At 33.5% G+C, this 13660-nt stretch carries 12 protein-coding genes and 1 pseudogene; all 13 read right to left on the bottom strand.

Annotated elements, in window-relative coordinates; translation table 11 throughout:
* Window positions 1-8: 8 nt before the first annotated feature.
* On the bottom strand, window positions 9-1715 hold the full coding sequence (ilvD, locus tag FYJ26_RS08505) for a dihydroxy-acid dehydratase (protein WP_154541510.1): 1707 nt from the start codon (window positions 1713-1715) through the stop codon (window positions 9-11).
* A gap of 305 nt (window positions 1716-2020) precedes the next feature.
* Window positions 2021-2362, bottom strand: a complete 342-nt coding sequence (locus FYJ26_RS11100; RefSeq protein ID WP_229771238.1) for an IS110 family transposase — start codon at window positions 2360-2362, stop codon at window positions 2021-2023.
* 282 nt (window positions 2363-2644) lie between these two features.
* Window positions 2645-3154, bottom strand: a pseudogene (locus tag FYJ26_RS11095) (IS110 family transposase).
* A gap of 296 nt (window positions 3155-3450) precedes the next feature.
* Window positions 3451-4836 (bottom strand): MFS transporter, encoded by a 1386-nt coding sequence (locus FYJ26_RS08495; RefSeq protein ID WP_154541508.1) that lies wholly within the window; start codon window positions 4834-4836, stop codon window positions 3451-3453.
* Between the two features lie 107 nt (window positions 4837-4943).
* The gene (locus FYJ26_RS08490; protein ID WP_268234525.1) at window positions 4944-5879 is read right to left on the bottom strand and encodes an MFS transporter; all 936 of its coding nucleotides are present in this window, start codon (window positions 5877-5879) and stop codon (window positions 4944-4946) included.
* Window positions 5870-6121 (bottom strand): MFS transporter, encoded by a 252-nt coding sequence (locus tag FYJ26_RS11255; protein WP_268234524.1) that lies wholly within the window; start codon window positions 6119-6121, stop codon window positions 5870-5872. Before FYJ26_RS11255 ends, FYJ26_RS08490 begins: the two co-directional genes overlap by 10 nt.
* 116 nt (window positions 6122-6237) lie before the next feature.
* A complete protein-coding gene (locus FYJ26_RS08485) occupies window positions 6238-7326 on the bottom strand; it encodes a Gfo/Idh/MocA family protein (RefSeq protein WP_154541506.1) in 1089 nt (362 codons plus the stop codon).
* A complete protein-coding gene (locus tag FYJ26_RS08480; RefSeq protein ID WP_154541504.1) occupies window positions 7326-8180 on the bottom strand; it encodes a sugar phosphate isomerase/epimerase family protein in 855 nt (284 codons plus the stop codon). Before FYJ26_RS08480 ends, FYJ26_RS08485 begins: the two co-directional genes overlap by 1 nt.
* Window positions 8173-9198: a Gfo/Idh/MocA family protein gene (locus FYJ26_RS08475; protein WP_154541502.1), complete on the bottom strand. Its 1026-nt coding sequence runs from the start codon at window positions 9196-9198 to the stop codon at window positions 8173-8175. The genes FYJ26_RS08480 and FYJ26_RS08475 overlap by 8 nt, the downstream gene beginning before the upstream one ends.
* A gap of 7 nt (window positions 9199-9205) precedes the next feature.
* Window positions 9206-10375 (bottom strand): Gfo/Idh/MocA family protein, encoded by a 1170-nt coding sequence (locus tag FYJ26_RS08470; protein ID WP_154541500.1) that lies wholly within the window; start codon window positions 10373-10375, stop codon window positions 9206-9208.
* Window positions 10376-10571: 196 nt separating this feature from the next.
* Window positions 10572-11597 carry a sugar kinase gene (locus FYJ26_RS08465; protein WP_154541498.1) on the bottom strand — a complete coding sequence of 342 codons (1026 nt, stop codon included), beginning with the start codon at window positions 11595-11597 and terminating at the stop codon, window positions 10572-10574.
* Entirely contained in the window at window positions 11597-12223 is a 627-nt protein-coding gene (locus FYJ26_RS08460) for a bifunctional 2-keto-4-hydroxyglutarate aldolase/2-keto-3-deoxy-6-phosphogluconate aldolase (RefSeq protein WP_154541496.1), read from the bottom strand. The genes FYJ26_RS08465 and FYJ26_RS08460 overlap by 1 nt, the downstream gene beginning before the upstream one ends.
* Before the next feature lie 11 nt (window positions 12224-12234).
* The gene (gene uxaC, locus FYJ26_RS08455) at window positions 12235-13647 is read right to left on the bottom strand and encodes a glucuronate isomerase (RefSeq protein WP_154541494.1); all 1413 of its coding nucleotides are present in this window, start codon (window positions 13645-13647) and stop codon (window positions 12235-12237) included.
* Between the last annotated feature and the right edge of the window lie 13 nt (window positions 13648-13660).

The following is a 13660-nucleotide window of genomic DNA, read 5'->3' as shown; positions in this document are numbered from 1 at the left end:
AATTTCTCTCAATCTTGATTTTTGTTTAATAAATTATAATCTATCACTCCACCTTTTGATCCAGAAGAAGCAACTCTAGAATATAAACCTAAATATCCTGAGTTGAATTTAGGCTCAGGTCTTCTCCATTTACTTAATCGTTCTTCAATAGTTTTATCGTCAACGAGTAAATTTATACTTCTACTTTGTATATCTATCTCTATTTCGTCACCGTTTTCTACTATTGCTATAGGTCCTCCTTCAGCAGCTTCAGGGGATATGTGACCAACAAACAATCCATTATTAGTCCCTGAAAATCTTCCATCTGTTATTAATGCTGTTGATTTTCCCAAACCTCTTCCATATAACAATTTCATAGCTTTAAACATTTCTCTCATTCCAGGACCACCCTTTGGACCTTCATATCTTATAACAACACAATCTCCTTCTTTTATTTGACCTTCTAGAATTGCTTTTTCTGCTTCTTCTTCTGAATTAAATACAACAGCTCTACCTTTAAAATGATCTAAACTTCTATCAAAGGCGCCAGGTTTTGTAACTCCTGTATCAGGGGCTAAATTTCCTCGTAAAATTGCTATTCCTCCATCGTAATCAAACGGATTATCTAATGGTCTAATTACTTCATTATTTTCTTTAAATGGATAAAAATGATCTTCAATATTTTCTCTTACAGTTTTACCTGTTACAGTTAACTGGTTAAGATTTAAGTGATTATCTCCAAGATTTTGCATAATCCTTACTACTCCACCTGCTCTATAAAAATCTGGAACATTCCACTTTGAAGATGGATTAACGGATGCTAACCTCGGTGTATCATAAGAAAACTTGTTGAAAGTATCTAAAACATCAATATCTAATTCTGCTTCTATGGCAATAGCAGCTAGGTGCATTACAGCATTTGTGCTTCCACTCATTGATGTACAAACTTTTATAGCATTTTCTATGGACTTATTAGTAATTATTTTTCTTGAAGTTATATCTTTTTTAAATAATTCCATTATGTAGTATCCCGTATCTTGTGCTATTTGTAATCTTTTTGCACTTGTAGCAGGTATGATACCACCATCAGGAGGAGTCATTCCCATAACTTCAGATAATGCACACATTGTATTTGCTGTCCCCAAAAAAGAGCAAGACCCACAAGAAGGACATGAATGATCTTCTAATATCTTATATTGTTCTTCAGTAATTTTCCCTGCAGCTAACATTCCTAAAGCTTCCATGCTAGAAGTTTGATCGGATTCTCTTCCATCAAATTCAATTCCTCCATCCATAGGTCCACCTGGTAATAAAATAGCTGGTATATCCAATCTAGCAGCTGCCATTAACATTCCAGGTACAATTTTATCGCATGATCCTAATAAAACGATACCATCGAGTGCATTAATTTGTGCCATAGACTCAATAGAATCAGCTATCAATTCCCTTGATGGCATTATATAATTCATTCCAACATGACCTTGACCCATTCCATCGCAACCACCAATTACACCGAATTCTACAGGAGTTCCACCATTTCTGTATATACCGTCTTTTACTCTTTGTGCAACTTGTCGCAAATTATAATGCCCTGGAACTAGTTCACTCCACGCATTAGCGATTCCTATTATAGGCTTTTTTAAATCCTCTGTAGTAAAACCCATAGATTTCATTGTGGCTCTATAATATTGATTTTCTGTTCCTTTTAAAATTTTATCACTATTTTTCTTTGGCATTTTTTGACCTCCTTATAATTTAGTCACTTTTAAACGTTAAAATTACCTTACTTATTTATTTCGTATATACGAATTTAGCTGTATATACGAATTACTTGTCTATAATATATCGTATAGGAAAACACTTGTCAAGTATTTTTTTAAATTAGGTGCTAATAATTTTAGCTATACATAAAAACCTGCTAACAAAAGTCAAGCTTAACCTGAAATTAATTTCAGGCTATTTGATTTAAATTAGTGCATGGCAAATAAGCCGAAGTAAATAATCGGCTTTTTTTAGTATTTTTCCAAATCTTATGCTACTTTTAATTCTTTTTTCTCGGCTTTTCCTTCTTTTTCTTTTTTATCATGTAATTATATATTTCGTTTTCTGGATTTTTAGCACTCATCATACATTTCATTGCCTGGTAGCCTACTTTTCTTAGTATTGTGTTTCCTCTTTTACTTATTTTCCTTTGGTCTGCTTTAAAGTTTCCTGATTCATATGGCAGTGCGTCTATTCCAATAAAAGATATTAGGCTTTTTTTGTTTTTAAATTTTGATAGGTCTCCAAATTCTTCTACTATTTGTACTGCTAATTTTTCTGATATGCCTGAGAATTTTTTTACTTCTTGATATTCTTCTAAGGGCTCGGATATTTCTATCATTTATGATAAAATGTTATTTAGAATCTGATTTATTTGTTTTTTCAGGTTTATTCCTTCTCTGATATTCGTTTCTATTTTTGAGTTATAGGAAGGCTATGTTGAGATACTATCCTCTGCTAATTTGTAAATGGCTTTTGCTTTATTTGCATTTGGATGGTATCTCTTTTCTTTTGCCCACCTTTTATATTCTTCTACAAATTCTTCTTCTGTTTTTTCTAATACTAAGTCTTTATGCCACCATTTTTTTAAAAAGTCTAATAGTTTGTCTTTTGAAAAGTCTCCTTAATTATGTGGAATTAGTGTTTTTATGCCTGGAAATGTTTGATGTGTTATTTGATCTACGTAGTTCATTTGGTTGATTCTTAGCTCCATGTAACATTGGTAGCTTCTGTTTAATTCTTTTAAAACTCTGTAGTTTTCTTCATCTACCTTGTATTCTTCTAATTCTTGCCTATACATTAGTCCATATTCTGCTATTTGTTTTGCGTCTATGTTGTCATTTTTTGCTTTTCTAAAGTTTAAGGCTCGGCAAAATTATTTCATCTTTAATGGATTTATTACTGCTACAAAGTAGCCTCTTTCTTTTAATTCATAAAGTATTGGTAGATGATATTTTCCTGTTGCTTCCATCGTTATTTTTACTTCTTTTAATTTTTCTAGTTTCTTTAATAATTCTTCGACTTTACTTTTGTTTAGGTAAACATCAAATGGTTTCCAGATTATTTTGCTTCCTTGTTCTAATGAACAAACTGTAATTTTATCCTTTGATATGTCTATTCCTACAGATATCATGGTTTTCCTTCTTTCTTTTTTCTTTTGTAGTTTCTACCTGCACTATTACACTCATTTTAGCTTGTGACACGGACGTTTTGCCCTACCTGCTTAACCGAATATTAATAATGAAATGGTAGTTGACAGTTTTATTGTCGGATGTTTTAACCCTAAAAGACTCTCGTCATACTACTTCTTCATTATACAAAAATAGTGCAAGATAGGAATTACTTCCTTTCTTACACTATTTATGGTACTAAAAAGACCCTAAGAAATTTTTCTTAGAGTCTTACTTATCTGTCTTATAATTTTTTTACCTAGCCTCTCTTTTCAGAAAGGTAAGAGTTATTTTTAGAAACTTGTTTTTTGCTTAGTGGATATAAAAATAGTACTACAAGTCCGCCTAAGCCTAGGGCTATGGCTGGTATCAAGGTTGCTATATTGTAGATTCCTACTGCAACTTCTGGCGTTTGGGTTGCTGCTCCTTGTACAAATCCAATTGAAGCTAAAGCAAATCCACCTAGTCCTCCTGCGAAAGCTTGTCCTAATTTTCTTGCAAATGAGTAGATTGCGTATACTTTTCCATCATCTCTTACTCCATTTTTGATTTCAAGATCGTCTATAACGTCTGTAATCATTGCCCAAGTTAGGGTATTAAATATTCCTAAGAATACATAGGCAAGTCCTGTTCCTGCTAAGAATATGTACATATTCTTAACTTTTAGTAAATATAGTATGAAAAATATAGCTGCTGATCCTAAAAGTCCTATTACTGTAGCTTCTTTCTTACCTATTTTTTTCCCTAATTCCATGGCTATTGGTGCTGTTATAAGCATTGGTAGAGTTGTTACAAGTCCTGCAAGTGCTATTCCAGTTGAATCACCAAAGTAGGTTGAGTATACATAAGCGTTCATTGAACCTATTAAAAGCATTCCCAATAGTAGACAAATTGACACTAGGATAATTGATAATAATGATCTTTTAGTAATTACATTTCCAATTCCAGCAAAGACATTTTCGTTTTTGCCGCCTGATTCTCTTGCTATATTTACTCTTTCTGTTACAAATCCATAACATACAAAATAAGCTATTATTGCAAGTATACCATAAAGTCCTGCAACTAATGGAAATCTTCCTTCAAGTAGAACGTCAGGTTGACCTGCTGTTTTTTGATAAAGTATATATGGAGTTACAAAGCCTATTACAAGTCCTGCAATGGTCGCTCCAAGTGTTCTAAAGGTTGATAGCTCTGTTCTTTGGTCAGGATCTGGTGTAATTGCTGATGCCATTGATCCATAAGGAATATTTATAAAGGTATAACATAAAGATCCCCAAAGTATATAAGTTCCATACATTATTGCAATTTTAAGTCCCATTGATAGGTCTTTTAGACCTGTTTGGAATAGCAAGAATCCTGCTACTGCAACTGGTATTGCTCCCCATTTAATAAATGGCCTAAATTTACCATCCTTGTTTCCCGGGAATTTATCTACTATTGTACCCATTCCAACATCTGTGAAAGCATCTATTATTCTTGATACAAAAAATAGGGTTCCTACCATTTTTGGATCTATCCCCCATACATTTGTATAAAATAGCATCAAGAAACTTGAAACTAAGGTAAATGTAAAGTTATTACCAACATCTCCTGCCGCATAACCAATCTTATCTTTTATTCCAAAAGGTTTTGTTCTTTTTTCCATTTTTATTTTTTCCTTTTCTTTTATATTTTTATTTTATTGAGATTTAGTCATCTCCTTTATTCTCTTTTCATGTAAAGATGTGGCATTTTTATAAACCTTATCTTTATTTAATGGATATATAAATATATATATATAAGTGCTGCTATTAGTATAGTTACAGCTGGGTCAAATTTAGTAGCAGGTGAATAGTTGATTATCTCAAGCAAAAATCCTGTAAGTCCACTTGCTGCTGCTTGACCAAGTTTTCTTAAAAATGAGAAAGCTCCATATATTGCTCCATCATCTCTTCTGTCTTTTAATACTTCCAAGTCATCTATTACATCTATAATTATTGCCAATGATGTTATACCTTGGAAGGCCATTCCTATTTGATATACTATTACAAAGTCTATAAATACTTCTACATTTTTTAGTCTTAAGAAATATACTATAGCATAGGATATTCCTGCTATCAATAAACCAAATATAGCAACTTCCTTCTTGCCATATTTAGCTGATAATTTTGCTACTACCGCTGCCATTAGTAGGGTTATCACCATTTGTGATGAGCCTATAAAACTCATAGCCTTAACGTTGTTAAGGTAGTTTTGATAAAGGTATGAGTTCATTCCATTTACTGTCATTACTGATAGTAAGTAAAATAATGAAGCAAGAATTAGCCCTATTAAGGCTCTTGATGAAAACATAACCTTAAATGTTTGTATAAATGAAAATTTTTCTTTTGATACTGGTATCTTGACTCTTTCTGTTGTTAGGCGGAAGCATAGTAAGTAGGTTATGATTACCATTATTGAACAAAATAGAGCAAATTTACTCATTGCTGACCATGAAAGAACTTCATTGCCAGATTTATTTGTATAGTAGACAAACATAGGTCCTACTACCGCTATTACAAATTGTCCTAATTGGGAACCTATAGTCCTCCATGTAGAAAGCTCAGTCCTATGATCTAGGTTTTCACTTACTGCTGATGCCATTGATCCATAAGGGATATTTATGGCTGTATATGAGATAGAGCCAAAAAGTATGTAGGTTACATACATACATCCTTTAAGGTCATTGATGCGTCTTTAAACCAAACCGAATATAACAATAATGATGCAAGAACTACTGTGCCTGAAACTCTTCTTATCCATGGCAAGAATTTACCATCTTTTGTTGGTGGTGTCCTATCTACTATTTGTCCCATACCTATGTCTGTGAAAGCATCCATTACCTTGGCTAGAAGCATCATTGCTCCTATAGCTCCAGGAGAAACTCCCATAACATCTATATGAAATTTCATAAAGAATACTGAAGAAAGAGCAAAGGAGAATCCATTTCCCAAATCCCCAAATATGTATCCTAATTTATCACTTATACCAAAAGGTTTTATTTTTGATTGTATGAAATCTTCCTTTTCTATATATTTGTATCAAGCTTTATGGCTTCTTTTTGACATAATAGGCAAAGTTCTTGTGCCTTGAATATATGCTCTTGTGTCATGGCTTCTTCTGTGCCGTTAATACAGTCTAGAATCATTTGACCAAAGAATGGAAAACCAACTTTCCCATTTACCTTATAATGGTGCTCTCCCTCGCCATCTACTAAAAATACATGATCTCCTGTGGCTTCTTCTCCCACATTTGTGTATTTTCTAACTTCAATTGAACCTTTTGTTCCTGTTATAAAGGTCCTACCATCTCCCCAACTTGAAAGTCCTTTTGGTGAAAACCAGTGAACTTTATAGAAGAATGTTGCGCCATTATCTCCTACTAGTGTTGCATCACCATAGTCTTCTAATTCTGGAACATCAGGATTTGCGTAGTTTCCTACCTTAGATGAAATAACCTTTGCATTTTCATTTCCTGTATAATAAAGGAATTGCTCTATCTGATGACTCCCTATATCTGTAAGAATTCCTCCATATTGTTCTTTTTTAAAGAACCAGTCTGGACGAGATTCTTTGTTTAAACTATGTGGTCCAAAACCTGTAACTTGAACTACCTTTCCTATCTTTCCTTCTTTTATAAGTTCTCCTGCAAAGATTGCTCCTTCTACGTGTAGTCTTTCAGAAAAGTAAACAAAATACCTTCTACCTGTTTCTTTTTGGACCTTTCTTGTTTCTTCTAATTGCTCTAGTGTTGTAAAGCCTGTCTTATCTGTAAAATAGTCTTTTCCTGCTTTCATAACCTTATTTCCAAGCTCAGACCTAAGGTTTGGTATAGCTGCAGCTGCAACCATTTTTATAGAAGAATCTTCAAGGATTTCTTCTAGGCTCTCCGCTCTTTTTACTTCTGGAAATTTTTCTAAGTACTCTTCTATCTTTTTAGGATCTCTATCATATACGTAAACTATGTTGGCACCAGCTTCCTTTAGACCATTGGACATACCATAGATATGTCCATGGTCAAGGGCTGCTATTGCTACAGGAAACTCACCATCTTTAACTACTTTGTTGGCCTTTCCTTTAGGTGCATAGTTCATCCCATCTTTTTTATTGATTGCCATTAGAATAAGTCCTTAAATCCATTATCCACTAACCAATCATAGGAGATTTTAAGTTCATTAAATGGATCTCTACCATAAGACATATCTTGTTCTACTAGTAGGTATCTGCATCCTGATTCTATAGCTTGGTCTGCAATTTCTTTTAATGGAAGAGAACCTTGACCTAATGGTGCAAACCTTGCCCTATTATCAAATGATTGTCTGAAAGCATTCACATCTGTTTGCATAAGTTTTAGATCATCTTCAGTAAGTGGCATTACTTCATAGTCTTTAAGATGAACGAGTTCTACCTTTCCAGCATATTTTTTGAGGATATTTACAGGATTTTCTCCTCCCTTTTGTACCCAATGCACATCAAGTTCAAATCCTAATTCTGGAGCGTTTTCTGCAATTATATCTAATAAGTATTTTCCATCATATTTTACAAATTCTACATGGTGATTATGGTAGTAAAGTTTTATTCCTTCGTCTTTAAGTTTTAGGGCAAATTCATTCGCTTTTTTTGCAAATTCTATTGCTTTTTCAATGTTTGCCATCTTATCAAATGGAAGCATTCCAATTCTTAATAGGTCTGTTCCTACAGCTTTGCAATCAGCCACTATCTTATCAAAATCTGTATCAAGAGATTCTTGACCTTCAAATTGTGGCTCAACAGCAGCAGACATTGCTGCAACTTCCATGCCAAAGTCCTTGCAAGCTCTAATGATTTCATCTATATTTTCCTTGCTTGTTTCGACTTGAGATACCTCTACTGATTTGTAACCTATATCATTAAGTTTTCTAAAAGTTTCATATACTCCATCATTTTTAAAGCTATCAACAACCGTTGAAGCTTGTACTCCTATTTTAGTCATTTAATATATCCTCCTTTGTGATTTCCCTTTTTCCATTAGATGAATTAATTATAGCTTGAATAAGCTCCATAGTTTGTAGAGCGTCAGAAAGATCACAATAATCATCTGTATCATCTATAATGGCTTTGTAAAATTTATTGATTAATTTTTCATGTCCTGCACCATAGTAATCTTTAGTTTGGCTTGATTTTTCATCTTCAGCTAGCATATTAAGCTTTCTATCAAAAAGTCTATTTTCCTTGATAGTGTATTTTTCATTCTTAGAAATAACTTGAAGCTCAATTGAATCTGTGATTGAGTAAGCATTTGTTGCAATAAACAACCCATTTACCCCATCTTCGTATTTTATAAAGGCATTTGCTGTATCTTCTACTTCAATCTCAGTATTCATAAGTTTTGACATTCTTGCATTTAAACTCTTCCAATCCTTGCCTGTCACATATCCCATAAGATCTAGGGTATGAATAGCCTGATTTATGATTACTCCTGCACCTGCTTCTTTAAGTCTTCCTCTCCAAGGTTCTTCATTATAGTAGCTCATATCTCTAAACCAGGTTACAAGGCCCTTTACTGCAAAAACTTCTTCTTTATTTTTTTCTAGTAACTCTTTTAGTTTTACTACTGAATTGTTGTATCTATTTTGAAAACATATACCAAGTTTTTGCTTACCCTTATATTTTTTATAATGGTCATAAAGTTCTTTTGTTTTAGCATAGGAGATATCAACTGGCTTTTCACAAAATACGTTAAGTCCCTTATCAAGAGCATATTTAGAAACTTCTGCGTGTAGGTAGTGAGGAAGACAAATATGAACTACATCTAAATCTTCCTTATCTATCATCTCTTTATAATCAGAATAAGAAGGAGTTACATCACAATGAGTTTGCTGACATTTTTCTCTAGCCTTATCTTCTTTTATATCACATACCGCAACAAGTCTTGCGTATGGAGAATGATTAATAGAGTGTAGGTGGATCGGAGAGACTGTCCCCAATCCAATTACTCCAACTTTTAACATATGTTACCTATTTTCTTTCCTCAAATTTTCCTTCTTCTTTAATTTTTTCGTTTAATAATTCTAGATATTTGTCATCATCGAAGTCTTTAACTGATACAGGTTCGCCTAACCAGCTTGATAAATGAACTGCGTTTGCAAGTCTAACACCATTTATTCCTTCTGCACCATTTGCAAGAAGTTCTTCTCCATCAAGAATATGAGCTGCAAAGTTTCTCATAACTTCACAATGTTGTCCCCCCCATACAGAGTTTTCTTCAATAACTTCTGTATCATAAAGGTCATCAAATTTCATTTGACCTGCAAAAAGCATCTTGACATCATCAATTGTCATTCTAGCATTAAGGTCATTTTCAGTTTCTTTTAGTCTGTAGATAGTAGCTTTTTGGGAATTATCAACTACGATTTTTCCTCCATCGCATACTATTTCAAGCCTATCTGTACCAATGATTTCGTTTGTATTTGTTACAAATACACCTGTTCTACCATCATCATATTCCATAATAAAATGAACTTGGTCATCTACAACTATATTTCTTTGATATCCATAATGAACTGATGAATAAACCCTATCAGGAACTCCTGTCATCCATTGAATAAGATCTAATTGGTGTGGTGCTTGATTTACGAGTACTCCACCACCTTCTCCTCCCCAGGTAGCTCTCCATTCAGATTGCTCATAATATGCGTCTGGTCTCCACCATGTTGTGATAATCCAGTTTGTTCTTCTTATTGGTCCTAGTTCTCCAGCATCAAGGATTTTCTTTAATTTTCTATAAAGTGGGTTTGTTCTTTGATTGAAGAATAGTGCATATGCCTTATCAGACTTTTTAGCAACTTCATTAAGTTCTTTAACTTGTTTTGTATAAACACCTGCTGGTTTTTCGTTAAGTACATTTACACCATGTTCAAGTCCATAAATTGCCATTTCTGGGTGAAGATAGTGTGGCACACAAGTTACAATTCCTTCTACAAGTCCTGAATCTATCATTTCTTTGTAGTCTGTAAAAGTTTTGATGTTTGGATGAATTCCTTTTGCCTTTTCAAGTTTTTCTTCGTCAATATCACATACAGCAACTAGGTCTATGTTAGGAACCATACCTTCAGAAATGAATTTTCCATACATTGAACCTTCTGTACCATAGCCAATAATTCCGAATTTTAATTGTCTTTCTGCCATTATTTTCTCCTTACTTATTTTTTATAATAATTGTTAAATAGTTGCAAACATTTTTTTAATAACTAAAATTTTGCTGATTTTTGTTAATTTTCTCTTTTGATTCAAGCTTAGTTTAGATTTTATTTTTAATTTAGCAAAGCTTTTCTTATATTTTTTTAAAGGGGGCTGTTATTTCTAACTGCCCCTTTTGTTTTATTTATCTTTGAACTCTTCCTGAAGCATCTCCACCAGCAAGTCTTTCGACTTCTTCACGAGAAACATGGTTGTAGTCTCCCTTAATTGTATGTTTAAGTGCTGATGCAGCTACTGCAAACTCTAAAGCTTCTCCTTGGCTCTTTCCATCAAGAAGACCCGTGATAAGACCTGCAGCAAAACTATCTCCACCACCAACTCTGTCTACGATTCTTAAGTCGTATTTTCTTGATTGGTAGAATTCTTCTCCATTATAGATTAAAGCTGACCAACCATTATCACTTGCAGAGTAGGATTCTCTTAGTGTTGATACTACATATTCAAATCCAAATTCTTCTTTCATTTGTTTAAAGATTTCTTTGTAAGCATTGGCATCAAGTTTACCACTTTCTACATCTAGACCTTTTGGTGTAAATCCTAATGAAAGTGATGCATCTTCTTCGTTTCCTATACATACATCTACATATTGCATAAGCTCTTTCATAACTTTTTGAGCTTCTTCTGGAGTCCATAATTTTGCTCTATAGTTTAAGTCGATTGAAACTTTTGCTCCAGCTTTTTTAGCAGCTATCATTGCAGCTTTTGTTATCTCTGCACCATTTTTAGAGATTGCTGGAGTGATTCCTGATGTGTGGAACCATTTAGCATCTTTAAATATTTCATCAAAATCAAATTCGCTTACGTCAGCTTCTGCTATTGCTGAGTTTGATCTGTCATATATTACCTTTGATGGTCTTGATGAAGCACCTGTTTCTGAATAGTAAATTCCTACCCTTTCTCCACCTCTTACTATATAGTCTGTGTTTACTCCATACCTTCTAAGTGAATTTACAGCTGCTTGTCCTATTTCATGAACTGGTAATTTTGTGACATAGTGAGCATCATATCCATAATTTGCTAAAGATACTGCAACATTTGCTTCTCCACCACCGTAGATTGCATCAAAGCTTTCTGCTTGTACAAATCTTTCATATCCTGGAGTGGATAATCTTAGCATTATTTCTCCAAGTGTTACAACTTTTTTACTCATTATTTTCTTACCTCCGCAATTTTTTCTAAATATTGTTTAGCTTTTTTAGTGATTTCTTCTCTACTTCCCTTTACAAGGTTTGAACCTGCTCCTACTGCTACAACTCCTGCATTAAACCAATCTTCTATATTATCAAGGCTTACTCCACCTGTTGGCATAATTTGGAAATGTGGATATGGTCCATGAATTGCTTTTACATATGAAGGACCTGCAAGAGAACCTGGGAATAGTTTTATAATATCTACTCCATATTCATATGCTGTTAACATTTCTGCTGGTGTTACACAGCCTGGCATATAAGGAATATTATATCTGTTACAAAGTTTTGCAACTTCCTTGTCAAATGATGGTGAAACTATGAATTTTGCACCATTCATTATTGCAAGTCTTGCTGTAGTTGGGTCAAGAACTGTACCTGCACCGATTAGAGTATCTTCTGGAAGTTCTTTTTGCAATCTTTGGAATACTTCTATAGCATTTGGAATTGTAAATGTTACTTCAAGTGTATTTATTCCACCATCTATAAGTCCTTTACAAAACTCTATTGCTTCGTCAGCAGAATTTGCTCTAATTACTGGTACTATTCCTATTTCCTTGATTTTTGAAATTGTTTCAATCTTTGACATATTTTCTCCTTTTATTTAAAATCTACTTTTATAAATTTTTTAGCATTGTTTATGCAAATGTCTTCTACAACTTGTCCTAAGAATTTTTCATCCCAAGGATATTCTCCTCTTTCTACAAATCCCCCTATAAAGTTACATAGGATTCTTCTGAAGTATTCATGTCTTGGGTAAGATAGGAAAGACCTTGAATCTGTAAGCATTCCCACAAATTTAGAAAGTACTCCAACTTGTGAGAAAATTTTCATTTGATCTATCATTCCTTCCTTGTGGTCTAAGTGCCACCAAGCTGTACCAAGTTGAACTGTTGATATCTTTTCTTCATTTGCCCTGTTAAATGAACCAGCTATGGTCATTATTGGATATTGGTCTTTTGGATTTAGTGGGAAAATTATAGTTCTTGGCATACCTTCAGCCTCTTCTATATCTGAAAGAATATTTGCAAGGTTTTCTGAGAATGCAAGGTCTGATTGACTATCTCCACCAACATCTGCCCCAAGAGCCTCGAACATCTTCTTAGAATTGTTTCTTATAACTCCAACGTGAATTTCCATAGCCCAGTCAAGTTTTTTATACTCTCCTGCTAAGAATAATAAAATTTCTGTCTTAAACTTCTCTTCTTCTTCTTTGCTTACTTCCACTCCTGAGATTTTTCTTCTTACTATCTCATTTACTTCATCTTCATTAGCTCTTCTATAAGGGATATATTGGAAAGCTTGGTCACTTGCCTTACATCCATTTTCATTAAAGAATTTAATTCTTTGGATTAAGGCTTTTTTTAGACTTGTAAAGTCAGTGATTTTTATTCCACTTACATCTGAAAGATTATTAAGATAGGAGTTAAAGCTATCTTTTTCTATATAGATTGCATTATCTGGCCTAAATGCTGGTTTAACAACAAATCCTAAATCTTCTTTTTCAAGTTTTTTATGATACTCTAGTGTATCTGTTGGGTCATTTGTTGTGCAGACTGCAGCAACATTGCTCATCTTGATAAGTCCTTGTGGTCTATATTCATCTTTAGCCAAAAGCTCATTACACTTATCATAAACTTCTTTTGCATTTTCTTTGTTTAGTGGATAGTCTATACCAAAGTAATTTTTAAGTTCTAGGTGAGTCCAGTGATAAATTGGATTTCCTATTAAATATGGCATTATTTCTGCATATTTTTCGAACTTTTCAAAGTCATCTGCATCACCTGTGATATATTTTTCTTCTACACCACACGCTCTCATAACTCTCCACTTATAGTGATCTCCACCAAGCCAAGCTTTGGTTATTGATGGAATATTTTCATTTTCATAGATTTCTTTTGCTTCTAGGTGACAATGAAAGTCAAAGATTGGAACATCTTTAGCATAGTTATGGTAAAGAGTTTTGGCATATTCATTATCAAGCATAAAATCATCTGTCATAAATTTGTTCATTTCGTCTCCTTTT

The organism is Anaerococcus porci (assembly GCF_009696575.1).
In the GTDB taxonomy this organism is placed as follows: Bacteria; Bacillota; Clostridia; order Tissierellales; family Peptoniphilaceae; genus Anaerococcus; species Anaerococcus porci.
This window is presented reverse-complemented; position numbering and strand designations above follow the sequence as displayed.

Excerpts from the sequence above, each read along its gene's own strand:
- ilvD (WP_154541510.1), bottom strand. The coding sequence starts at position 1,715 with ATGCCAAAGAAAAATAGTGATAAAATTTTAAAAGGAACAGAAAATCAA.
- FYJ26_RS11100 (WP_229771238.1), bottom strand. The coding sequence starts at position 2,362 with ATGATAGAAATATCCGAGCCCTTAGAAGAATATCAAGAAGTAAAAAAA.
- FYJ26_RS08495 (WP_154541508.1), bottom strand. The coding sequence starts at position 4,836 with ATGGAAAAAAGAACAAAACCTTTTGGAATAAAAGATAAGATTGGTTAT.
- FYJ26_RS08490 (WP_268234525.1), bottom strand. The coding sequence starts at position 5,879 with ATGTATGTAACCTACATACTTTTTGGCTCTATCTCATATACAGCCATA.
- FYJ26_RS11255 (WP_268234524.1), bottom strand. The coding sequence starts at position 6,121 with ATGAAATTTCATATAGATGTTATGGGAGTTTCTCCTGGAGCTATAGGA.
- FYJ26_RS08485 (WP_154541506.1), bottom strand. The coding sequence starts at position 7,326 with ATGGCAATCAATAAAAAAGATGGGATGAACTATGCACCTAAAGGAAAG.
- FYJ26_RS08480 (WP_154541504.1), bottom strand. The coding sequence starts at position 8,180 with ATGACTAAAATAGGAGTACAAGCTTCAACGGTTGTTGATAGCTTTAAA.
- FYJ26_RS08475 (WP_154541502.1), bottom strand. The coding sequence starts at position 9,198 with ATGTTAAAAGTTGGAGTAATTGGATTGGGGACAGTCTCTCCGATCCAC.
- FYJ26_RS08470 (WP_154541500.1), bottom strand. The coding sequence starts at position 10,375 with ATGGCAGAAAGACAATTAAAATTCGGAATTATTGGCTATGGTACAGAA.
- FYJ26_RS08465 (WP_154541498.1), bottom strand. The coding sequence starts at position 11,597 with ATGAGTAAAAAAGTTGTAACACTTGGAGAAATAATGCTAAGATTATCC.
- FYJ26_RS08460 (WP_154541496.1), bottom strand. The coding sequence starts at position 12,223 with ATGTCAAAGATTGAAACAATTTCAAAAATCAAGGAAATAGGAATAGTA.
- uxaC (WP_154541494.1), bottom strand. The coding sequence starts at position 13,647 with ATGAACAAATTTATGACAGATGATTTTATGCTTGATAATGAATATGCC.